This is a genomic window from Streptomyces sp. NPDC059534, assembly GCF_042743475.1.
GTDB lineage: Bacteria > Actinomycetota > Actinomycetes > Streptomycetales > Streptomycetaceae > Streptomyces.
In genome coordinates this window covers 1-21498 of record NZ_JBHWAQ010000025.1, presented here as the reverse complement: position 1 = coordinate 21498, position 21498 = coordinate 1, and the positions used below count along the sequence as shown (strand labels likewise).

At 71.5% G+C, this 21498-nt stretch carries 20 protein-coding genes and 1 rRNA gene; 5 read left to right on the top strand and 16 right to left on the bottom strand.

Going from position 1 to position 21498, the window contains the following annotated elements; all coding sequences use genetic code 11:
- Window positions 1–132: 132 nt before the first annotated feature.
- Window positions 133–1908, top strand: a complete 1776-nt coding sequence (gene argS / locus ACFVZH_RS26960) for an arginine--tRNA ligase (RefSeq protein WP_384901090.1) — start codon at window positions 133–135, stop codon at window positions 1906–1908.
- Between the two features lie 51 nt (window positions 1909–1959).
- Here the strand turns inward: argS and ACFVZH_RS26955 are convergent, their stop codons facing one another.
- Window positions 1960–2229, bottom strand: coding sequence for a DUF1876 domain-containing protein (locus ACFVZH_RS26955; protein ID WP_384901302.1), 270 nt, complete (start codon window positions 2227–2229; stop codon window positions 1960–1962).
- Window positions 2230–2388: 159 nt separating this feature from the next.
- On the opposite strand from ACFVZH_RS26955, the gene ACFVZH_RS26950 reads away from it, so the two are divergent.
- Window positions 2389–3249, top strand: a complete 861-nt coding sequence (locus tag ACFVZH_RS26950; RefSeq protein WP_384901088.1) for a DUF4253 domain-containing protein — start codon at window positions 2389–2391, stop codon at window positions 3247–3249.
- Window positions 3250–3346: 97 nt separating this feature from the next.
- Here the strand turns inward: ACFVZH_RS26950 and hemB are convergent, their stop codons facing one another.
- The 6 genes from hemB to ACFVZH_RS26920 form a co-directional block, all read right to left on the bottom strand.
- On the bottom strand, window positions 3347–4351 hold the full coding sequence (gene hemB / locus ACFVZH_RS26945; RefSeq protein WP_384901086.1) for a porphobilinogen synthase: 1005 nt from the start codon (window positions 4349–4351) through the stop codon (window positions 3347–3349).
- A gap of 581 nt (window positions 4352–4932) precedes the next feature.
- Window positions 4933–6603 (bottom strand): uroporphyrinogen-III synthase, encoded by a 1671-nt coding sequence (locus ACFVZH_RS26940; protein ID WP_384901084.1) that lies wholly within the window; start codon window positions 6601–6603, stop codon window positions 4933–4935.
- Window positions 6600–7586, bottom strand: coding sequence for a hydroxymethylbilane synthase (hemC, locus tag ACFVZH_RS26935; protein ID WP_384901082.1), 987 nt, complete (start codon window positions 7584–7586; stop codon window positions 6600–6602). The genes ACFVZH_RS26940 and hemC overlap by 4 nt, the downstream gene beginning before the upstream one ends.
- Window positions 7583–8938, bottom strand: coding sequence for a glutamyl-tRNA reductase (locus ACFVZH_RS26930; protein ID WP_384901080.1), 1356 nt, complete (start codon window positions 8936–8938; stop codon window positions 7583–7585). The genes hemC and ACFVZH_RS26930 overlap by 4 nt, the downstream gene beginning before the upstream one ends.
- Window positions 8935–9723, bottom strand: a complete 789-nt coding sequence (locus ACFVZH_RS26925; RefSeq protein WP_384901078.1) for a redox-sensing transcriptional repressor Rex — start codon at window positions 9721–9723, stop codon at window positions 8935–8937. Before ACFVZH_RS26925 ends, ACFVZH_RS26930 begins: the two co-directional genes overlap by 4 nt.
- Window positions 9724–9995: 272 nt before the next feature.
- Window positions 9996–10277, bottom strand: coding sequence for a glutaredoxin family protein (locus ACFVZH_RS26920; RefSeq protein ID WP_366310125.1), 282 nt, complete (start codon window positions 10275–10277; stop codon window positions 9996–9998).
- Between the two features lie 179 nt (window positions 10278–10456).
- Here ACFVZH_RS26920 and ACFVZH_RS26915 point away from each other — a divergent pair, with 179 nt between their 5' ends.
- From ACFVZH_RS26915 to ACFVZH_RS26905, 3 genes are all read left to right on the top strand, one after another.
- Window positions 10457–11407 carry an HAD family hydrolase gene (locus tag ACFVZH_RS26915; RefSeq protein WP_384901076.1) on the top strand — a complete coding sequence of 317 codons (951 nt, stop codon included), beginning with the start codon at window positions 10457–10459 and terminating at the stop codon, window positions 11405–11407.
- Window positions 11408–11875: 468 nt separating this feature from the next.
- On the top strand, window positions 11876–12661 hold the full coding sequence (locus tag ACFVZH_RS26910; RefSeq protein ID WP_384901074.1) for an ECF subfamily RNA polymerase sigma factor, BldN family: 786 nt from the start codon (window positions 11876–11878) through the stop codon (window positions 12659–12661).
- Window positions 12662–12968: 307 nt separating this feature from the next.
- The gene (locus ACFVZH_RS26905) at window positions 12969–14204 is read left to right on the top strand and encodes a DUF5667 domain-containing protein (protein ID WP_384901073.1); all 1236 of its coding nucleotides are present in this window, start codon (window positions 12969–12971) and stop codon (window positions 14202–14204) included.
- A gap of 103 nt (window positions 14205–14307) precedes the next feature.
- Here the strand turns inward: ACFVZH_RS26905 and ACFVZH_RS26900 are convergent, their stop codons facing one another.
- The 9 genes from ACFVZH_RS26900 to rrf form a co-directional block, all read right to left on the bottom strand.
- Window positions 14308–15354, bottom strand: a complete 1047-nt coding sequence (locus ACFVZH_RS26900; protein WP_384901071.1) for a lysophospholipid acyltransferase family protein — start codon at window positions 15352–15354, stop codon at window positions 14308–14310.
- 16 nt (window positions 15355–15370) lie between these two features.
- Complete coding sequence (locus ACFVZH_RS26895; protein WP_384901069.1) at window positions 15371–16462, bottom strand: NAD-dependent epimerase/dehydratase family protein; 1092 nt, start codon at window positions 16460–16462, stop codon at window positions 15371–15373.
- A 139-nt stretch (window positions 16463–16601) separates the two neighbouring features.
- Window positions 16602–16700, bottom strand: a complete 99-nt coding sequence (locus tag ACFVZH_RS26890; RefSeq protein ID WP_003948845.1) for a 30S ribosomal protein bS22 — start codon at window positions 16698–16700, stop codon at window positions 16602–16604.
- Window positions 16701–16864: 164 nt separating this feature from the next.
- The gene (locus ACFVZH_RS26885) at window positions 16865–17074 is read right to left on the bottom strand and encodes a helix-turn-helix domain-containing protein (RefSeq protein ID WP_030223786.1); all 210 of its coding nucleotides are present in this window, start codon (window positions 17072–17074) and stop codon (window positions 16865–16867) included.
- A gap of 127 nt (window positions 17075–17201) precedes the next feature.
- On the bottom strand, window positions 17202–18017 hold the full coding sequence (locus ACFVZH_RS26880; protein WP_384901068.1) for a phosphatase: 816 nt from the start codon (window positions 18015–18017) through the stop codon (window positions 17202–17204).
- A gap of 132 nt (window positions 18018–18149) precedes the next feature.
- The gene (locus ACFVZH_RS26875; protein WP_384901066.1) at window positions 18150–19325 is read right to left on the bottom strand and encodes an acetoin utilization protein AcuC; all 1176 of its coding nucleotides are present in this window, start codon (window positions 19323–19325) and stop codon (window positions 18150–18152) included.
- Window positions 19294–20490 carry an MFS transporter gene (locus ACFVZH_RS26870; protein ID WP_384901064.1) on the bottom strand — a complete coding sequence of 399 codons (1197 nt, stop codon included), beginning with the start codon at window positions 20488–20490 and terminating at the stop codon, window positions 19294–19296. Before ACFVZH_RS26870 ends, ACFVZH_RS26875 begins: the two co-directional genes overlap by 32 nt.
- A 43-nt stretch (window positions 20491–20533) precedes the next feature.
- A complete protein-coding gene (locus ACFVZH_RS26865) occupies window positions 20534–21181 on the bottom strand; it encodes an HAD family hydrolase (protein ID WP_384901062.1) in 648 nt (215 codons plus the stop codon).
- A 67-nt stretch (window positions 21182–21248) separates the two neighbouring features.
- Window positions 21249–21365 (bottom strand): 5S ribosomal RNA (gene rrf / locus ACFVZH_RS26860).
- Window positions 21366–21498 lie beyond the last annotated feature (133 nt).

Here is a 21498-nt window from a genome sequence, read left to right as displayed (position 1 = left end):
CACTCCGTGGTTGTCCACAGCCGGGATCTCGTGCGGCCCGCCGTCGTCCACAGGCGGGGAAATCACGTTGCGCTCCCATGGGACACTTGACAAGCGAATTAGACCTGACGGACTCAACAGGAACGGAAGCTCATGGCCTCGGTCCCTTCCCTCGCTTCGACCGTGCAGCAGCGCCTCGCGGACGGCCTCTCGGCAGCCCTGCCGGACGCCGCGTCCGCCGACCCGCTGCTGCGACGAAGCGACCGGGCCGACTTCCAGGCCAACGGCATCCTGGCGCTGGCCAAGCAGCTCAAGGGCAATCCGCGTGAGCTGGCGACGAAGGTCGTCGAGGCGATCCCGGCGAACGACGTGCTGAAGGAGATCGAGGTCTCCGGCCCCGGCTTCCTGAACATCACGGTGACGGACGCGGCGATCGTCGACACCCTCGCGGCCCGGGCCGCCGACGCGCGCCTGGGCGTGCCGTTCAACGAGTCGGCCGGCACGACGGTGATCGACTACGCCCAGCCGAACGTGGCCAAGGAGATGCACGTCGGCCACCTGCGCTCCGCCGTGATCGGCGCGGCGATGGTCGAGATCCTGGAGTTCACCGGCGAGACGGTGGTCCGGCGCCACCACATCGGCGACTGGGGCACCCAGTTCGGCATGCTCATCCAGTTCCTCATCGAGCACCCGCACGAGCTCGACCACAAGGCCGAGGGCGGTGGCGAGGTCTCCGGTGAGGAGGCCATGTCGAACCTGAACCGGCTGTACAAGGCATCGCGCGCCCTCTTCGACTCCGACGAGGACTTCAAGACGCGGGCCCGTGCGCGCGTCGTGGACCTCCAGGCCGGCGACGAGCAGACGCTCGCGCTGTGGCAGCGGTTCGTCGACGAGTCGAAGATCTACTTCTACTCGGTCTTCGACAAGCTCGACATGGACATCCGGGACGGCGACGTCGTCGGCGAGTCCGGCTACAACGACATGCTGGTGGAGACCTGCCGCATCCTCGAGGAGTCGGGCGTCGCGGTCCGCTCCGAGGGTGCGCTGTGCGTCTTCTTCGACGACGTGAAGGGTCCGGACGGCAACCCGACCCCGCTGATCGTCCAGAAGTCCGACGGCGGCTTCGGCTACGCGGCGACGGACCTGTCCGCGATCCGCGACCGGGTGCAGAACCTCAAGGCGACGTCCCTGCTGTACGTGGTGGACGCCCGCCAGTCGCTGCACTTCAAGATGGTCTTCGAGACGGCCCGCCGGGCCGGCTGGCTGAACGACGAGGTCAAGGCCGTCCAGCTGGCCTTCGGCACGGTCCTCGGCAAGGACGGCAAGCCGTTCAAGACCCGTGAGGGCGAGACCGTCCGGCTGGTCGACCTGCTCGACGAGGCGGTCGACCGGGCGACGACGGTCGTCCGCGAGAAGGCCGAGAAGGTGGGCCTGACCGAGACGGAGATCGTCGAGAACGGCCAGTACGTCGGCATCGGCGCCGTGAAGTACGCCGACCTGTCGACGTCGGCGGCGCGGGACTACAAGTTCGACCTGGACCAGATGGTGTCGCTGAACGGCGACACGTCGGTGTACCTCCAGTACGCGTACGCGCGGATCAAGTCCATCTTCGGCAAGGCCGGGGACCGGACGCCCGCCGCTCACCGGGAGCTGGAGCTGGCGCCGGCGGAGCGCGCGCTCGGCCTTCACCTGGACCGGTTCGCCGAGACGGTGGCCGAGGCGGCGACGGAGTACGCCCCGCACAAGCTGACGGCGTACCTGTACCAGCTCGCCTCGCTGTACACGACGTTCTACGACCAGTGCCCGGTCATCAAGCCCGAGCCGGCGCGGGAGGTCGCGGAGAACCGCCTCTTCCTCTGCGACCTGACCGCCCGCACGCTGCACCAGGGCATGGCCCTGCTGGGCATCCGGACGCCCGAGCGTCTCTGAGGTCCCGAGGCGCGGCCCCCGGTGCGGACGACCGCGCCGGGGGCTTCGTCGTCAGCGAATGCTGCGCGAGGTCCGGCCCGACACCTCGTCGATCTCCGTATGGGCCTTCTGGAGCAGCTGCGAGGCGAGATCCATCAGCGCCCGCGCCCCGGCGATCTCCTCGCCCACCCGGAGCTGGTCCGGGTCGGAGGGGTGCCGGTTGGCCGTGCCATGGGCGCGGAACTCCGTCCCGTCCGTGAGCCGGACCATCGCCGCGGCCTGCGTCCGGTCGCCCTCCTCCTTGAACTCCATCTCCACATGCCATCCGACAAGCGTGTGCATCATGAGGACCACCTCCACCGAGGTACCTGTCGGCTACCTCTCCAGGGTGCGCCGCCCCGTGCCGCCCCACCACTCGCCGTCCCCTCGCCGTCGCCTCGCCGTCGCCGCCGGAGGTGGTCGGGGGTCCGCTGTCAGTGGCTCCCCGTACGTTCTCCCGTCATGGCGATGATCCCGAACCAGCTGCCCGGACTCGCGTCCGATCCGACCGGCCGTTCCCTCGGCCTCGACCTGCCGCCCGGCGCCCTCACGGGCCCGGCGGACGACCCGTACCTCTGGTCCGGCCGCGGTCCGGCGGGGCCCGCCGCCTGGGCGGCGCTGCGCCCGGCGGCCCGTACGGCGGGGCTGCTGCCGGTCCTGCTGGGCGGCGAGTGGGGCCTGGACCGGTGGGAGCTGATGCCGGAGCGGATGAGCGACCCGGCCGGCCACGACGCCGACGAGGTCCTCGCCGACCTCTGGGCCTGCTACGCGGCCTCCGAGGTGCCCGACGAAGCCTGTGACCCGCGGGTGAGGGCCGCCGTCGAGGACCTGTTCGGCGAGCAGCCGGGATACGAGGAGGTCGTCGCCCCGTTCGGCGCCGGCTGGCCGGGCCTGGCGCCGGCCCCGGGCCTCCGTACGGATCCCGACCGGGCCGCGGCGGCCGTCGCCGAGCTGCTGACCGAGCCGGACGCCTGGCTCGCGGAAGCCCGCCCGGCCCTCGTCCCGGCCCGGCGCAGCGCCGACATACCGGCGGTCATCGGCTGGTCCGGGCCCCTGAACCACGAGAACGACGTGGCCCGCCTGTGCGCCGTGCTGCGCTCCTGGGAGGACCGTTTCGGCGCCCGCGTCGTCGCGCTCACCTTCGACCAGCTGGTGGTCTCGGTGGCAGCCCCGCCCCGCACGGTGCAGGAGGCCGAGGCGGTGGCGGCCGAGCACTTCGCGTTCTGCCCGGACAACATCACCCAGGGCCACCACGACTCCCTGCGCGCCTACGCCCGCACCGCACTCCTCGACAGCCCCATCTGGACCTTCTGGTGGGACTAGCCCCCGGCGGCTGAGGTCCCGGGCCGTCGGGCCGTCGGGCCCCCTACCGGGCAGGGAGTGCGCCGACCGACCCGGCTATCGCCGTCCGGCGGACCGGCTATCGCCGTCCGGCGGACAGGTTCTGCGCGACCTCGGTCGCCCAGTAGGTGAGGATCATCTGCGCTCCGGCGCGCCGGATGCCGGTCAGGGTCTCCAGGATCGCCCTGTCCCGGTCGATCCAGCCCTTCTCCGCGGCGGCCTCGACCATCGCGTACTCACCGCTGATCTGGTACGCGGCGACCGGCACGTCCACCGACTCGGCGACCTTGGCGAGGACGTCGAGGTAGGGACCGGCCGGCTTCACCATCACCATGTCGGCGCCCTCCTCCAGGTCCAGGGCGAGCTCCCGCAGGGACTCGCGGAGGTTGGCCGGGTCCTGCTGGTAGGTCTTGCGGTCGCCCTTGAGGGAGGAGCCGACGGCCTCGCGGAAGGGACCGTAGAAGGCGGAGGAGTACTTCGCGGTGTACGCGAGGATCGACACGTCCTCCTTGCCGATGGTGTCCAGCGCGTCACGGATCACGCCGACCTGGCCGTCCATCATCCCGGAGGGGCCCACCACGTGGACGCCCGCGTCCGCCTGGACCTGGGCCATCTCGGCGTAACGTTCCAGCGTGGCGTCGTTGTCGACCCGGCCGTCGGCGTCCAGGACGCCGCAGTGCCCGTGGTCCGTGTACTCGTCGAGACACAGGTCCGACATGATGACCAGCTCGTCGCCGACCTCGGCCCGCACGTCGCGGATGGCGACCTGGAGGATGCCGTCCGGGTCCGTTCCCGCCGTCCCCGCCGCGTCCTTCTTCGCGTCCTCCGGGACGCCGAAGAGCATGATCCCCGAGACCCCGGCCTCGACCGCCTCCACCGCGGCCCTCCGCAGCGTCTCCCGCGTGTGCTGCACGACCCCCGGCATCGCCTGGATCGGCACCGGCTCCGCGATCCCCTCCCGCACGAACGCGGGCAGGATCAAGTCAGCGGGATCCAGCCGCGTCTCCGCCACCATCCGCCGCATAGCAGGCGTCGTCCGCAGCCGCCGCGGCCGCGCCCCGGGAAACGATCCGTACGAGTTCATCCCCCGAGGCTACGCCCGCCACCCCCCTCCCCTTACCAACACCTTGTGGGCATACGCCCCCACCTGCCCCACCCCCCTACGCCCCCCACAAACCAACCGACCCCTTCGGGCCGCCCCCACCCCAGCGCGTGCCCCCACACCAACCGGCACCCCCTCCGGACTCGCCCGCACCCCAACCGGCCGCCCACCCCCCGTGCGTCCCCACACGCCAACCGGCCCCTCGGTGCGCCCCCCGCGCCGCCCCCGCCCCCGTGCGACCCCACACCAACCGGCCGGGCCACCCCCCGTGTGGGCAATCGTCCCGCTGGGGCGGGACGGGTGGGCACACGGGACGGCGCCCTTGGCGGGCGCCTCCGCCCCCTGCGCCTGGACCCGCACCCAGAGGACACCGCGCACCCGGTGCGGGTTAGGCGCGGAAGCCTTGGCCCGGCAGGGGCACCGCCCGTTGTGCCCACCCGTCCCGCCCCAGCGGAACAGTCGCCCACAACGAGAGGACACCGCCCCACCGCACCCCCCAACCCCGCCCCGGAAAACGCAAAGGGTGCGGGCCCCAAAAAAGGGACCCGCACCCAGGGAAACCGCTACGTCGTCCGCCGACGCCGAGCCCCCGGCCTCCGCTCACTCGGCCGCGTCACCGGATCCCCCGCCTCCCGCGCCGCCTCCCGCCGCCGCACCCCGAAGTCGGCGAGCGCTTCGGCGAGCTTGTGGACGGACGGTTCGGGCGAGAGCACGTCGACCCGCAGCCCGTGTTCCTCCGCGGTCTTCGCGGTCGCGGGCCCGATGCAGGCGATGACGGTCACGTTGTGCGGCTTCCCGGCGATGCCGACAAGGTTCCGCACGGTCGACGAGGACGTGAAGAGCACCGCGTCGAACCCGCCGCCCTTGATCGCCTCGCGCGTGTCCGCCGGCGGCGGCGACGCCCGTACGGTCCGGTAGGCGGTGACGTCGTCGACCTCCCACCCGAGTTCGATGAGACCCGCGACGAGCGTCTCGGTGGCGATGTCGGCCCGCGGCAGGAAGACGCGGTCGATCGGGTCGAAGACGGGGTCGTACGGCGGCCAGTCCTCCAGGAGACCCGCGGCGGACTGCTCCCCGCTGGGCACCAGGTCCGGCTTCACGCCGAAGTCGACGAGCGCGGCGGCGGTCTGCTCGCCCACCGCGGCGACCTTGATCCCGGCGAAGGCGCGGGCGTCGAGCCCGTACTCCTCGAACTTCTCGCGGACCGCCTTGACGGCGTTCACCGAGGTGAAGGCGATCCATTCGTAGCGTCCGGTGACGAGCCCCTTGACCGCCCGCTCCATCTGCTGCGGGGTGCGCGGCGGCTCGACGGCGATGGTCGGCACCTCGTGGGGCACCGCGCCGTAGGAGCGCAGCTGGTCGGAGAGCGAGGCGGCCTGCTCCTTGGTGCGCGGCACGAGTACCCGCCATCCGAAGAGCGGCTTCGACTCGAACCACGACAGCTGGTCCCGCTGCGCCGCGGCGCTGCGCTCGCCGACCACGGCTATGACCGGCCGGTGGCCCTCGGGCGAGGGGAGGACCTTGCCCTGCTTGAAGACCTGGGCGATGGTGCCGAGCGTCGCGTTCCAGGTGCGCTGCCGGGTCGTGGTGCCGGCGATCGTCACGGTGAGCGGGGTGTCCGGCTTACGGCCCGCGGACACCAGCTCGCCGGCGGCCGCGGCGACCGAGTCCAGTGAGGTGGAGACGACGACGGTGCCGTCGGAGGCGCCGACCTCGGCCCAGCACCGCTCGTCGGCGGTGCGGGCGTCAACGAAGCGCACGTCCGTGCCTTGCGCGTCGCGCAGCGGCACACCGGCGTACGCGGGCACGCCGACGGCCGTGGCGACTCCGGGGACGACCTCGAAGGGGATGCCCTCGGCGGCGCAGGCGAGCATCTCCGTGCCCGCGTACGCGTCGAGGCCGGGGTCGCCGGTCACCGCACGGACGACCCGCCTGCCGCCCCTCGCGGCCTCCATGACAAGATTGGCCGCATCCCTCAACACGGGGACACCGGCGGCTGTTGACGCCTCGTCAACAACCGTCAGCTCCGGCGTGCTCACCCCCGCGCGCGCGTGGCCGCGGACGACCTCGAGCACTTCGGGCTCGGCGATCAGGACGTCCGCTCCCGCCAGGGCTTCCACGGCCCTGAGGGTCAGCAGTCCGGGGTCACCCGGGCCTGCGCCGAGGAACGTCACGTGTCCATGGCCGGTGAAGGCCGGGGACAGCGGGCTGGTGGTCGGGCTGGTGGGGTTCAAAGTGCTCGCTCCCCCATAAGACCGGCCGCGCCCTTGGCGAGCATTTCGTCCGCGAGTTCGCGTCCGAGCGCCATGGCCTCGTCGTGCGAGGTGGGTACGGGTCCGGTGGTGGACAGCTGCACCAGCGTCGAGCCGTCGGTGGTGCCGACGACGCCGCGCAGGCGCATTTCGGTGACAACCTGCCCGTGACCGGGGTCGTCGGCCTGCAGGTCGGCCAGCGCACCCACGGGTGCGGAGCAGCCGGCCTCCAGGGCGGCGAGCAGGGATCGCTCGGCGGTCACGGCGGCCCGGGTGTGCGGGTCGTCGAGCGCGGCGAGCGTGGCGACGAGGTCGGCGTCGGACGCCGGACACTCGATCGCCAGTGCCCCCTGGCCGGGGGCGGGCAGGACGGAGTCGACCGACAGGTGGTCGAGCGACAGGGAGCCGGTGAGCTCCGCCGTCCCGCCGATGCGGTTGAGACCGGCCGCGGCGAGAACCACCGCGTCCAGCTCTCCGCTGTGCACATAGCCGACCCGGGTGTCGATGTTCCCCCGGATCGGGACGCAGGTGAACTCCAGACCGTGGTTGCGCGCGTAGGCGTGGAGCTGGGCCATCCGCCGCGGCGAACCGGTCCCGACCCGCGCGCCCTTGGGCAGCCGGTCCAGCGTGATGCCTTCCCGCGCGATCAGCACGTCGCGCGGGTCCTCGCGCCGCGGGATCGCGGCCAGCGTGAGCTCGGGGTGCTGTGCGGTCGGCAGGTCCTTCAGGGAGTGGACGGCGAAGTCCACCTCACCGGCGAGGAGCGCGTCGCGCAGGGCGGCGACGAAGACGCCGGTGCCGCCGATCTGCGCGAGGTGCTCCCGGGAGGTGTCCCCGTACGTCGTGATCTCCACGAGCTCCACGGGCCGGCCGGTCAGCTGCCGGACGGCATCGGCCACATGCCCGGACTGGGCCATGGCGAGCTTGCTGCGCCTGGTCCCGAGCCTCAGTGCCCTCTCGGTCATACTCGCCCTCGGTTCTTGACGTCGGCGTCATTCAGGTCGGCCCGGCTGACAGAAGCCACCGTCTCCGGGTCGAGGTCGAAGAGTGTCCGCAGCGCGTCCGCGTACCCGGCGCCGCCGGGCTCGCTGGCCAGCTGCTTGACCCGCACGGTCGGCGCGTGCAGGAGCTTGTCGACCACCCGGCGCACGGTCTGGGTGATCTCGGCGCGCTGCTTGTCGTCGAGGCCGGGGAGCCGGCCTTCGAGCCGGGCGACCTCGTTGGCCACCACGTCGGCGGCCATGGTGCGCAGGGCGACGACGGTGGGGGTGATGTGGGCGGCGCGCTGGGCGGCGCCGAAGGCGGCCACCTCGTCGGAGACGATGCCCCGCACCTGGTCGACGTCGGCGGCCATGGGCGCGTCGGCGGATGCCTCGGCGAGCGATTCGATGTCGACGAGCCGGACACCGGGGATGCGGTGCGCGGCGGCGTCGATGTCGCGGGGCATGGCGAGGTCGAGCAGGGCGAGCGGGGCGCGGCGGTCGCGTACGGCGGTCTCGATGCCTTCGCCGGTGAGGACGAGTCCGGTGGCTCCGGTGCAGGAGACGACGACGTCGGCACGTGTCAGTTCGTCGCCGACGGCAACCATCTCGACCGCGTGTGCGGCCACCCCCGTGCCACCGGGCTCGCTCAGGATCTGCGCGAGCCGCTCGGCGCGGGCGAGGGTGCGGTTGGCGACGACGATCTCGGAGACGCCGGAGCGCGCGAGCGTGGCGGCGGCCAGTGAGGACATGGAGCCGGCGCCGATGACGAGCGCCTTCTTGCCCTTGGCCCAGGTCTCGGTGTCGGTGCCGTCGGCGAGCTGCTCCAGGCCGAAGGTGACGAGCGACTGCCCGGCCCGGTCGATGCCGGTCTCGCTGTGGGCGCGCTTGCCGACCCTCAGGGCCTGCTGGAACAGGTCGTTGAGGAGGCGTCCGGCGGTGTGCAGGTCCTGGCCGAGGGCGAGGGCGTCCTTGATCTGGCCGAGGATCTGGCCCTCGCCGACGACCATGGAGTCGAGTCCGCAGGCCACCGAGAAGAGGTGGTGGACGGCGCGGTCCTCGTAGTGCACGTAGAGATAAGGAGTGAGCTCGTCCAGACCGACGCCGCTGTGCTGCGCGAGGAGCGTGGACAGCTCGGCGACACCGGCGTGGAACTTGTCCACGTCGGCGTAGAGCTCGATGCGGTTGCAGGTGGCCAGGACGGTGCCCTCGGCGGCCGGTTCGGCGGCGAGGGTGTCCTGGAGCAGCTTGGCCTGGGTGTCCGCCGACAGCGAGGCCCGTTCCAGGATGGAGACGGGGGCGCTGCGGTGGCTCAGCCCGACGACGAGAAGACTCATGCCGGCATCACCGCGGGGAGGTCCCCGTCGGGTCCCTTGCGGCCGCTGCCCGCGCCGCGCGGGGCGGGCGGGGCGACGGCGGCGGTCTCGTCGGTCTCCGGGGCGTTCTCGTTGCCCGCTTCCTCGCCGGCCTTGCGCTGCTCGTGGAAGGCGAGGATCTGCAGCTCGATGGAGAGGTCGACCTTGCGCACGTCCACGCCGTCGGGCACGGAGAGCACGGTCGGGGCGAAGTTCAGGATGGAGGTGACTCCGGCGGCCACGAGCCGGTCGCAGACCTGCTGGGCGACGCCGGCCGGGGTCGCGATGACGCCGATGGAGACGCCGTCCTCGTTGATGATCTTCTCGAGGTCGTCGCTGTGCTGGACGGGGATCCCGGCGACCGGCTTGCCGGCCATCGCGGGGTCGGCGTCGATCAGCGCGGCGACGCGGAAGCCGCGGGAGGCGAAGCCGCCGTAGCCGGCGAGCGCGGCGCCGAGGTTTCCGATGCCGACGATGACGACGGGCCAGTCCTGGGTGAGGCCCAGCTCACGGGAGATCTGGTAGACGAGGTACTCGACGTCGTAGCCGACCCCGCGGGTGCCGTACGAGCCGAGGTAGCTGAAGTCCTTGCGCAGCTTCGCGGAGTTGACGCCCGCGGCGGCCGCGAGCTCCTCGGAGGAGACCGTGGGTACGGAGCGTTCCGAGAGCGCGGTCAGTGCGCGCAGATACAGCGGAAGGCGGGCGACGGTGGCCTCGGGAATTCCTCGGCTTCGGGTCGCCGGTCGGTGAGTTCGGCCAGTTGCCACGGTGCTCCTGCGGGATGAGCGGGGCTGCAGGCGGCCATATGTCCCAAGACCGCCCCGTCGAATGCAGGCTATGTCTTTGTGAACGCGTGCACAAAGATGGTGTCCGTTTTGTCCGGCCAAAGTGACCGGGGTCACGCGGCCGGTTCGTATCGCCACGGAACCGCGGAGCAGGTCAGCGCGTTGAGAACCCGAAGGGGGCAAAACCGCTCACACCTCTCACGACCCCGCCCCCGAAACCCAACAAAACGTCCATGATGGTAACCGTCTTTCGGTCACGCACCCAGTTCGCGCCGGAGCCGCTCCGCGTCGACGCGCCAGAAGGTGTGCTGCTCGCCGTCGACCAGGACCACCGGGATCTGCTCCCAGTAGGCCCGGTGGAGCTCCTCGTCACGGGAGATGTCCTTCTCCTCCCAGCGTGCACCCGTCTCCGCGCACACGGCCTCGACCACCGCGCGTGCGTCGTCGCAGAGATGGCACCCCGGCTTGCCGATCAGCGTCACGGTGCGCGACGCGGGGTCGGCCTTCTTCTTCGTCCGTCCGAACATGGCGTCCATTCTGTCCCCTCGGCCGTGCGGACCCTCGCCACGACGACCGTGCGGAACCCCGCCACGACGACCGTGCGCGACCCCGCCTCGACCGACCGGCACCCGATTAACAGGGGAGTCCCACACTGTTCACGCCCTGGCATCGTCACAAGTCGGGAAGTACCGAACAGACTGGCTATGCTCACGACATGGCCTCTCTGGGATGGCTCACCCCCCGTAGGCGCTCCGCCACCGCGCGCAGCGTCCTCGCAGGCGAGGCCGCTGCCGAGGCGGCGCGCAAGTCCTCGCTCCAGCTGGAACGGGAACGGGAGGAGGCCGCCGCGGCCGAGGCCGAAGCGCCGGCCGAGCCCGAGTTCCCCGTCGTCGGCGACGTACGCGCGGCCGCCTTCTTCGACCTCGACAACACCGTGATGCAGGGCGCCGCGATCTTCCACTTCGGCCGCGGCCTGTACAAGCGGAAGTTCTTCCAGCGCCGCGAGCTCGCCCGCTTCGCCTGGCAGCAGGCGTGGTTCCGGCTCGCCGGGGTCGAGGACCCCGAGCACATGCAGGACGCCCGCGACAGCGCCCTGTCCATCGTCAAGGGCCACCGCGTCTCCGAACTGATGTCGATCGGCGAGGAGATCTACGACGAGTACATGGCCGACCGCATCTGGCCCGGCACCCGCGGCCTGGCCCAGGCGCACCTGGACGCGGGCCAGAAGGTGTGGCTGGTCACCGCGGCCCCGGTGGAGACGGCCACGATCATCGCCCGGCGGCTCGGCCTGACCGGCGCGCTGGGCACGGTCGCCGAGTCCGTCGACGGCGTCTACACCGGCAAGCTGGTCGGCGAGCCCCTGCACGGACCGGCCAAGGCCGAGGCGGTACGGGCCCTGGCCGCCGCCGAGGGCCTCGACCTGAGCCGCTGCGCCGCGTACAGCGACTCGCACAACGACATCCCGATGCTGTCGCTCGTCGGCCACCCGTACGCGATCAACCCCGACACCCAGCTCCGCAAGCACGCCAGGGACCGCGAGTGGCGGCTGCGCGACTACCGGACCGGCCGCAAGGCCGCCAAGGTCGGCATCCCCGCGGCCGCGGGCCTGGGCGCCCTCGCCGGCGGCACGGCCGCCGCGGTCGCGCTGCACCGCCGCCGCCACTGACACCGGCGGCCGCCGCCGCGACGGGCCGCGCACCCCTCCCCGGGGTCACACCTCCCGGCGCGCCGCCCACCTGCCGATACGTTTCGGCTGCGATCATCTGCGACAACCCCGGACCAGCCGCCCTCACCCGTCCGTGGTCGAACACCACCGCACAGGTCGACCCCCGGGCATTCCGGGCTCCTTACCCAGCAGCGGCCACGATCACTCACCCGTCCCGCACTTGAGCACAACGCAACGTGCACGCAGTCACACTCGGAAGCAAAGTGATCAACAACTAGTCACGAACTGTGCCTTGTTCCGACTGCAAGCGGTAACCGAAACGACGTAATCGGTGATTTGAGCAACTGGGTGTAGCGCTGCCTGTACGAAGCGTTATTCTCCTCAGACGCACAAAGGACCCCTCACGTCGCTACGACGGGTGAACGGTCCCGCACTGCACGTGATGGAAGCTCTGCCTCTGGGAGTCCCGTGTACCCACACGTCGGGGTTGACACCTCGGGCCTGGCTACGCTGCGCGCAACGGTCCTCGACCACTTGCGCGGCTTCGTCCCCACCGCGTACGCCGGCCCTGTCCCCGCCTTCGCCTTCGCCGCACCGGCACCCGCCGGCCCTTGCTACGCCCTGGCCGACGGCGGGGCCGCCGTGGGCAGACGTGGCGCGCGTTCAACGACCTCGACCCCCCACCGCCGACCCTCCGCCGACAGCGACAGCGCCCGCATGATGGACCTGGTCGAGCGGGCCCAGGCCGGCGAGGCCGATGCGTTCGGCCGCCTGTACGACCAGTACAGCGACACGGTCTACCGCTACATCTACTACCGCGTCGGCGGGAAGGCGACCGCGGAGGACCTCACCAGCGAGACCTTCCTGCGCGCCCTGCGCCGGATCTCCACCTTCACCTGGCAGGGCCGCGACTTCGGCGCCTGGCTCGTCACCATCGCCAGGAACCTGGTCGCGGACCACTTCAAGTCCAGCCGCTTCCGCCTCGAGGTCACCACCGGCGAGATGCTCGACGCCAACGAGGTCGAGCGCAGCCCCGAGGACTCGGTCCTCGAGTCACTCTCCAACGCCGCCCTCCTCGACGCGGTGCGCCGCCTCAACCCCCAGCAGCAGGAGTGCGTGACCCTGCGCTTCCTCCAGGGCCTCTCGGTCGCCGAGACGGCCCGGGTCATGGGGAAGAACGAGGGCGCGATCAAGACCCTCCAGTACCGGGCCGTCCGCACCCTGGCCCGCCTCCTGCCGGACGACGCCCGCTGACCGCTCCGCGCCCCCCACACGCGGCAGCGGTCCCCGTCCGGCACCACCCCCACACCCCTGTCCACACGTCCCCCCACACCCCCACGACTCCCGCCCCACTCACATTCGGTGACGGCTCGATGACGCACTGGTCCGATCATCTTTCGCGCGTAACCCAAGTGCCGCGCCGCTCGTTGTGCCGGATGCAGGCTCCCTGTGGACACGCCACGTCCGCAGCCACTCACTCTTTCGTGTGGATGCGCTCAAGGTGTGCAACCTTCCGGACACCCCGGGGAGTCGACCGTCATGACGAGAGGAGGTGCCGCCAGTGATCGCGAACGTATCGGCGCACCGGCGGGCGAACGCCTTCGCCCAGACCCTGGAGGACCGGGCGTCCGAGGGCGCGGCGGCCGAGCAGTCCGAAGCCCCGGCCGAACCGGCCGAGCGGGGGCGGCTTTTGGCCTTGGCGAACGGTCTCGGCGAACTACCGAAACCACAGTTCGACCCCGAGGTCAAAGTGGTGCAACGAGCCCAGCTCGTCGCAGCCATGGAAGCGATGCTCATGGAGGGCAGCGCGGCCGAGGGCCCCATGGTGCCGGAGCAGCGGACGTCCAGCGGCAAGGGCACCCACCGGGCGTCCCCGCTCAGGAAACTGCGCCCGCGCTCCCGGTGGACCAAGGGCCTCGCCGCCGGCGGTCTCACCGTCGGTGTGGCGGCGGGAGCCTTCGGCGGAGTGGCCGCTGCCAGCTCCGACGCCCTGCCGGGTGACTCGCTCTACGGGCTCAAGCGGGGCATGGAGGACATCAAGCTGGGCATGGCGGACGACGACGCGGACCGCGGCGGCATCTACCTCGACCAGGCTTCCACCCGCCTCAGCGAGGCCCGCAGACTCATGGAGCGCGGCCGCGCCGGCGACCTCGACCACGAGTCCCTGACCGAGATCCGCCGCGTTCTGGGCGGTATGAAGCACGATGCCAGCGAAGGCCACCGCCTGCTCCGCCAGGCGTACCAGCGGGACGGCGAGATCGCCCCGATGGCCCGGCTCAACTCCTTCGCCCAGGCCCACCGGGACACCTGGAACGGCCTCCGCGACCGGCTCCCCGTCCAACTGGCGGACGTCGGCAGCGAGGTGACGCATGTCTTCGACGCCATAGACGAAGACGTCGAGCCGCTCCAGTCGGTGCTTCCCCGCACCCCCGAGAGGGGCGCGATCGGCTCCGAGGGCCCGAGCGGCAGGCCCGGCACCCCGAGCGGCAGTCAGGGCACGGACGCCCAGCGTCCGCCGTCCGCCGACGCCTCTTCCCCGGGCAGCCACTCCGCACCGCCGCGGCCGTCCGGCCCGAGCACGGGCACCAGCCCGAGCGCGGGCGGCGGAACGGCCTCGCCGGAGGACGACGGCCTGCTCGGCGGCAGCGCCGGCGGACTGCTCAAGCCCTCCCCGACCGGCACACCGACCGTCCCCACGGGCGGCCAGGCCACACCCGACGTGCCGGACGTCACCCTTCCGCCACTCCTGCCGGGCCTGCTTCCGGGCCTCGGCATCGACAGCGAGGACGCTCGCTAGCAAGGAGAAGGGGCGCCCCCACGGACGGGGGGCGCCCCTTCTTCCTGCCGTGAGACCTGGCCACCGGCCATCGGCCATCGCCCACCGGCCGGAAGAACACCGATCAGAAGAACACCGAACGCCGCTGCACCAGCAGCTTGTACAGCGTGTGCTGGATCTGCTCCCGGACCTGATCCGTCAGGTTGAACATCAGCATCGGGTCCTCCGCGGCCTCCGGCGCGTACGAGTCCGTCGGAATCGGCTCACCGAACTGGATCGTCCACTTCGTCGGCAGCGGCAGCGCCCCGAGCGGCCCCAGCCACGGGAAGGTCGGGGTCAGCGGGAAGTACGGGAAACCGAGCACCCGCGCCAGGGTCTTGGCGTTCCCGATCATCGGGTATATCTCCTCCGCCCCCACGATCGAGCAGGGCACGATCGGCACCCCGGCCCGCAGCGCCGTCGACACGAAGCCGCCGCGCCCGAACCGCTGGAGCTTGTACCGCTCCCCGAACGGCTTCCCGATCCCCTTGAAGCCCTCCGGCATCACGCCGACGATCTCGCCGGCCCGCAGCAGCCGCTCCGCGTCCTCCGAGCAGGCGAGCGTGTGCCCCGCCTTGCGGGCCAGCTCGTTGACGACCGGCAGCATGAAGACCAGGTCCGCGGCGAGCAGCCGCAGGTGCCGGCCGGCCGGGTGGTGGTCGTGGACGGCGACCTGCATCATCAGCCCGTCCAGCGGCAGGGTCCCCGAGTGGTTGGCGACGATCAGCGCCCCGCCGTCGGCCGGGATGTTCTCGACGCCCTTCACCTCCACCCGGAAGTACTTGTCGTACAGCGGGCGCAGCAGCGACATCAGGACCTGGTCGGTGAGCTCCTCGTCGTAGCCGAACTCGTCGACCTCGTACTCGCCGGTGATCCGGCGCCGCAGGAACGCGAGCCCGCCCGCGAGCCGCCGCTCCCAGCCGCCGGCCCCGGCGCCGGCCCCGGCACCCTCTCCGGCCCCGTCCTCGCCGCTGTGCGGGCCCGTCAGGGCCGCGGCCGCCTCCGGCTCCCCGGCGTCCTGCTGAGGCCCCGGCAGGGCCCGTACGGGCGCGGCCTCGCCGTCGGCCCGGCCGGGCCGACGGCGGGCTCGCGAGCGGTCGTCGTCGAACGGAATGACCTTGGCGTCCGCCATCGCTTGTCCGGTCTCCTCAGGCGCCGTCGTGAACGGGGGATACGGGGGATACGGGGGGCGCGGACGGACCAGCGCCCGCCGGCCGGCTCAGGCGGCCGGCGAGCCGGTCCACCGCCCCCGCCAGCAGTTCCGGCGGCAGCAGCCCCGGCCCGCGGCTGCGCGCGAAGTCCGCGAAGGCATCCGCCGTCGTGTGCCGCGGCGAGAAGCCGAGGACCTCGCGCGTCTGGACCGTCGAGACGACCCGGCCGTGTGTCAGCAGCCGGATCTGCTCGGGCGCGAAGTCGGTGATGCCGACCGTGCGCAGCGCCGTGCCCACCCAGGTGACCGCAGGCAGCAGCACCGGCACCGTCGGCCGGCCGAGGCGCCGGGCGCACTGGGACAGCAGCAGCACCCCGTCCCCGGCCACGTTGAACGTGCCGCTGTTCAGGGTCCCCCTGCGCGGCTCGTGGGCCACCAGGCGCAGCACGTCGACCACGTCGTCCTCGTGGACGAACTGGAGCCTGGGGTCGTAGCCGAGGACGGTGGGCAGGACCGGCAGCGCCAGGTACTCGGCGAGCGGGGAGTCGATCCGGGGGCCGAGGATGTTCGCGAACCGCAGCACGCACACGGCCACGTCCGGCCGGCGCCGGGCGAAGCCCCGCACGTACCCCTCGACCTCGACCGCGTCCTTGGCGAAGCCCCCGCTCGGCAGCGACTTGGCGGGGGTCGTCTCGGTGAAGACGGCCGGGTCGCGGGGCGCGGAGCCGTAGACGCTCGTACTGGACTTGATCACCAGCCGTCTGATCCGCGGCGCCTTCTGGCAGGCGCCGAGCAGCTGCATGGTGCCGATGACGTTGGTCTCCTTGACCGACGTCCGGCCGCCGGCGCCGAGCGCGGTTCCGGTGACGTCGAGATGGACCACCGTGTCGACGTCGTGTTCGGCGAGGACCTTCGCGATCTCCGGCCGGCGGATGTCGGCCCGGACGAACTCGGCGGCGCCGAGCTGGTGCGCCGGGTCGACCGCGTCCACGGCGATCACCCGTTCCACCTCGGGGTCCCGCTGGATCCGCCGCACGAAGCGGCCGCCGAGATGCCGGGCGGCACCGGTGACGAGCACGACCTTGCCCAAGATCAGCGCCTTCCGTCCGTCTTCCGTTGGTCGCCACCGTAGCGCCTCCGGATTTCCGCGCGATAAAAAACGTGGCCCTCCACCGCGAACGGTGAAGGGCCACGCCTGACGCACGAAATGCTGCGGTGCAGCTGTCGCCTTACTTCTTGTTGCGACGCTGAACGCGCGTGCGCTTAAGCAGCTTGCGGTGCTTCTTCTTCGCCATCCGCTTGCGCCGCTTCTTGATAACAGAGCCCACGACTACCCTCGCTCACTTCTCGGAACATCCCCGCCTCCCGGCGGGGATCGGTGCGGGGCGTCTGGGCCCACACGACCTACGTCGGCCTAGCCTACCGCCCCGAGCACCTCGCTTGTAATCCGAGGGCCGTGCGGAGGTCTTCCGGTGTGACGGCCGCGCGCTCGCTACGCGGTCCCCACCCCCACGAAGGACTCCCTCAGGTACTCGTGAACCGCCTGTTCCGGCACCCGGAAGGACCTTCCCACCCGAATCGCCGGCAGATGACCGCTGTGCACCAAGCGGTACACGGTCATCTTCGAGACGCGCATCACCGAGGCGACTTCCGCCACGGTCAGAAACTTGACCTCGTTGAGAGGTCGATCGCCAGCAGCCATGACCCACCTGTACCTTCCGCCGCGACGCCCACCGGCTTCCCCTCCGGTGACTCTTCGTCGCCGAGCGCTCACTCTCCAGACTAGGGGCGGGTGGTACGAGTGGGGAAGAGGAGCTGCCATCGGCCGTTTACCGTGACAGACACGCTCGATTGAGTACATAGCGTGTAAGGGGACGGTAGTAGTCGGAGCGCACGCCGTCATCAAGCGGAACGGCCACCGACACCTGCCCCTCCGCCTCACCGACGAACAGCGCCGGATCATCCGTATCGGCAAGACCGATGGCCTCGATACCCAGCTGACCAGCACCGCAGACCCATCCGTGATCCCCGACCACGAGCTCCGGCAGCGGCCCGCCGCCCTCGGCCGCGCTCTCGAGCGCGGCCCTGACCGGCAACGGCGAGTGGGAGTGCGCCCCGGGTTCACGCCCTCCCCCCGGCGGCCCGGGCTCGCGTACCAGCGCGACCCCCCGTACGTAGTCGAGGAGGTACGTACGTACGCCGAACCGGGTCGTTATGTCGACACATCTCCCCTGCGCCGGTGTGAGGACAAGACATCCCGCCGCCGACAAAGCGTCTGCGAGAGCGACGTAGAAACCGAGCAGACGGTGTGGATGCCCCGTCCCGAACAGCACCGGAACCCTCCGCACCGCCGCCGCCGCCAACCGCGCGGCGAAGGCGTCGAGCCCCCTCAGCGTCCGCTCCGGATCGATGACGTCGGCCCCCGAGCGGTGCGCCGGATCCCCCGACACCCCGCACTTGTCGGCCATCAGCCGCAGCAGATCGGCCTCGTCCCACCCACCCGCGGGATCCAGCCCCAGCAGCACCCGCGGATCCCGCGCGGCGAACAGGCGATAGCTCCGCAGGTTCTCCTCCCGCGACGTCGCCACCGTCCCCGCCAACCCCGCCGCCAACAGATGCGCCCGCAGCGCCCCGGTACTCAACACCCCTCCGATGCTGCCGGAACACCCTCGCCGCCGAGTCGAAACCCCCCGGACACCGCACGGTCGGCGTAACCACGACCGGTGCGTTCCAGGGGGTGTGCGACGGAAGCGTCCCGCGGGGAGGGGACGCGTGATCTAGGCGAGCAGCCCCCGCAGCGGAAAGGCCGCCTTCCGGGTCGCCAGGACCGCCTGGTCCAGCCGGTCCGCCGGGTCGTACCCCTCGGCCCAGTCACGGAAGCCCACCGGCCACCGCCCGTCCGTCATCCGCGCCGGCCCCAGCTGCCGGGTCCGCGCGTACACCTCGTCCCGCCACGACGACGGGACCACCGACTCCGGATCCACCGGGGCGTGCGCCGCGATGCCCACCAGATGCGTCCACGACCGCGGAACGACGTCCACCACCGCGTACCCGCCCCCGCCCAGCGCCAGCCAGCGCCCGTCGGCGTACTCGTGGGCCAGCTCGTGACAGGCCACCTGCACCGCCCGCTGCGCGTCCAGCGACACCGCCAGATGCGCGAGCGGGTCCTCGAAGTGCGTGTCCGCCCCGTGCTGCGTCACCAGGACCTGCGGCCGGAAGTCCGCGATCAGCTCCGGCACCACCGCGTGGAAGGCCCGCAGCCACCCCGCGTCCCCCGTCCCCGCCGGCAGCGCCACGTTCACGGCCCCGCCCTCACCGGCCCCCGCCGCGCCCGTCTCCTCGGGCCACCCCGTCTGCGGGAACAGCGTCCGGGGATGCTCGTGCAGCGACACCGTCAGCACCCGCGGGTCGTCCCAGAACGCCGCCTGCACGCCGTCCCCGTGATGGACGTCCACATCCACGTACGCGACCCGCTCGGCCCCCAGCTCCAGCAGCCGGGCGATCGCCAGCGAGGCGTCGTTGTAGATACAGAATCCCGACGCGGCCCCCGGCATCGCGTGATGCAGACCGCCCGCGAAGTTCACCGCGTGCGCGGCCTCCCCGCGCCACACCGCCTCCGCCGCCCCCACCGACTGCCCGGCGATCAGCGCCGACACCTCGTGCATCCCGGCGAACGCCGGATCGTCGACGGTGCCCAGCCCGTACGCCTGGTCCGCGTGACGCGGATCCGCCGACGCCGCCCGCACCGCCGCCACATAGTCCTCACGGTGCACGAGCCGCAGCGTGGAATCACCGGCCGGCTTCGCCGACACCACGTCCACGGCCCGGTCGAGCCCGAACGCCCGCACCAGCGACATCGTCAGCGCGAGCCGTACCGGATCCATCGGATGCTCGGACCCGAAGTCGTACTGCGTGACAGCTTCATCCCACATCAACAGTGCGCGGCCGCTCATGCCCGCCACCGTATCGGGCCTCCCGCGAACCGAACGACGTGGCGTACACCACCGTCACCAGGACCAGCACCATCGGCACGAGCATCGCCCCCCGATAGCTCCACGCGTCCCCCAGCGCCCCCACCAGCGGCGACCCGATCAGGAACCCCACGTAGTTGAAGACGTTCAGCCGCGCCACGGCCGCGTCGCTCGCCCCCGGGAACAACCTGCCGGCCGCGGCGAACGTCTGCGGCACGATCACGCTCAGCCCGAACCCCAGCACCGTGAACCCGGCGATCCCCGCCCAGGCCCCCGGCGCCACCGCCACCACCGCGAAACCGAGCGCCGCGAGCACCGCCCCGCCCCGCACGACCGCCACGGCCCCGAGCTTCCGCACCCCCAGGTCCCCCACGGCCCGCCCGAGCAGCGTCGTCACCATGTACGCGTTGTACGGCACGGTCGCCAGCTCCTCCGAGCTGCCGAGCACGTCCTGGAGATACTTGGCACTCCAGTTGGAGACCGTCGAGTCCCCGATGTAGGCGAAGGTCATCACCAGGCACAGCGGCAGCAGCAGCTTGAACGCGATCCCGCTCCCCTTGCTCTCCCCCTCCTCCACCGGCCCGGGCCCACCCGCCACGTACCACCGGCTGCCGACGAACGCGGCGGGCAGCAGCACGACGACGACCGGCAGGTACGACACGAACAGCGACAGGTGCCAGTGCGCCCCCACCCAGGCCAGCGACGCCCCCGCGATCCCCCCGAGGCTGTACGAGGCATGGAAGCCGAGCATGATGCTCCGCCCGTACGCCCGCTGGAGGCTCACCCCCAGCATGTTCATGGAGGCGTCCAGGGCGCCCACCGCGAGACCGAACAGCCCGAGGGCGACCGCCGCCTGCCACAGCTCCGACCCGACCCCCACCGCCAGGAGCGCCAGCAGCACGAACGGCTGCGCCCAGCGCAGCACCACCGCCGGCCCCAGCCGGGCGACGAGCTTCTCCGTGGCCACGCTCGACACCCCGGCCAGGATCGGCACAGCGGCCAGGAAGGCGGGCAGCAGCCCGTCCGATATCCCGTACTGGTCCTGGATCGCCGGTATCCGTGTCACGAGCAGGGCGAAGGTGACCCCCTGCACGAAGAAACTGACCGCCAGGGATCCCCGCCCACGCCGCAACCGCGCATCCGTCATAGCGGCACAGCCTATGGCCGGAACCTACCGCTGGGTAGATGGATCACGTCCCCAAAATCGCGGGCAACTCGTCCATCCTCCCGAAGAACCCCTTGGCCCCCGCGAGCTTCGCCTCCGGCGTCATCGCGGTGTACCCGTACACGTCCATCCCGGCCGCCAGGGCCGCCTGCACCCCGAGCCCGCTGTCCTCGATCACCACGCACCGCTCGGGCGCCACCCCCATCCGCTCCGCGGCGTACAGGAACAGGTCCGGCGCCGGCTTCCCCCGGCCGACGTCCTCCGCGCTGAAGACGATCTCGTCCCGGAACCACGCGTCGAGCCCGGTCTTCCGGTGTCCGACGCGGATCCGCTCATGGCTCCCCGAGGAGGCCACACAGTAAGGAACCCCGGCCTCGGCGAGTCCCTTCAGCACGTCCCCGGCTCCGGCCACGGCTTCCAGCTCCGCCTGGAAGGCAGCGAAGACCCGCCCGTGGAACGTCTCGTCGAACTCCGCCGGCAGCCGCTGCCCGGTCCGCTCCTCCACCAGCTCATGGATCCGGTGCATCGCCGACCCCATGTAGTCCCGCACCGACTCCTCGTACGTCGTGGGGTGCCCGAGTTCCGTCAGATAGCCGGCCAGCAGCGTGTTGGAAATCGGCTCGCTGTCCACGAGCACACCGTCGTTGTCGAAGATGACCAAGTCGTATCGCATGACCACAGCCTAGAACGCAAAAATGCCTCAACCCCCGGACATGGTCCGGGGGTTGAGGCTAAAGATTGTTCGGCGGCGTCCTACTCTCCCACAGGGTCCCCCCTGCAGTACCATCGGCGCTGAAAGGCTTAGCTTCCGGGTTCGGAATGTAACCGGGCGTTTCCCTAACGCTATGACCACCGAAACTCTATGAAGTTGAACTCGACCGGCAAAGGGAGTTCATTGCTTCAGAACTAACACAGTGGACGCGAGCAACTGAGGACAAGCCCTCGGCCTATTAGTACCGGTCAGCTCCACCCATTACTGGGCTTCCACAT

What these genes read in the sequence shown, in the direction of transcription:
- argS (WP_384901090.1), top strand. Translation starts at nt 133, where the DNA reads ATGGCCTCGGTCCCTTCCCTCGCTTCGACCGTGCAGCAGCGCCTCGCG.
- ACFVZH_RS26955 (WP_384901302.1), bottom strand. Translation starts at nt 2,229, where the DNA reads ATGCACACGCTTGTCGGATGGCATGTGGAGATGGAGTTCAAGGAGGAG.
- ACFVZH_RS26950 (WP_384901088.1), top strand. Translation starts at nt 2,389, where the DNA reads ATGGCGATGATCCCGAACCAGCTGCCCGGACTCGCGTCCGATCCGACC.
- hemB (WP_384901086.1), bottom strand. Translation starts at nt 4,351, where the DNA reads ATGAACTCGTACGGATCGTTTCCCGGGGCGCGGCCGCGGCGGCTGCGG.
- hemC (WP_384901082.1), bottom strand. Translation starts at nt 7,586, where the DNA reads ATGACCGAGAGGGCACTGAGGCTCGGGACCAGGCGCAGCAAGCTCGCC.
- ACFVZH_RS26930 (WP_384901080.1), bottom strand. Translation starts at nt 8,938, where the DNA reads ATGAGTCTTCTCGTCGTCGGGCTGAGCCACCGCAGCGCCCCCGTCTCC.
- ACFVZH_RS26920 (WP_366310125.1), bottom strand. Translation starts at nt 10,277, where the DNA reads ATGGACGCCATGTTCGGACGGACGAAGAAGAAGGCCGACCCCGCGTCG.
- ACFVZH_RS26915 (WP_384901076.1), top strand. Translation starts at nt 10,457, where the DNA reads ATGGCCTCTCTGGGATGGCTCACCCCCCGTAGGCGCTCCGCCACCGCG.
- ACFVZH_RS26900 (WP_384901071.1), bottom strand. Translation starts at nt 15,354, where the DNA reads ATGGCGGACGCCAAGGTCATTCCGTTCGACGACGACCGCTCGCGAGCC.
- ACFVZH_RS26885 (WP_030223786.1), bottom strand. Translation starts at nt 17,074, where the DNA reads ATGGCTGCTGGCGATCGACCTCTCAACGAGGTCAAGTTTCTGACCGTG.
- ACFVZH_RS26875 (WP_384901066.1), bottom strand. Translation starts at nt 19,325, where the DNA reads ATGAGCGGCCGCGCACTGTTGATGTGGGATGAAGCTGTCACGCAGTAC.
- ACFVZH_RS26870 (WP_384901064.1), bottom strand. Translation starts at nt 20,490, where the DNA reads ATGACGGATGCGCGGTTGCGGCGTGGGCGGGGATCCCTGGCGGTCAGT.
- ACFVZH_RS26865 (WP_384901062.1), bottom strand. Translation starts at nt 21,181, where the DNA reads ATGCGATACGACTTGGTCATCTTCGACAACGACGGTGTGCTCGTGGAC.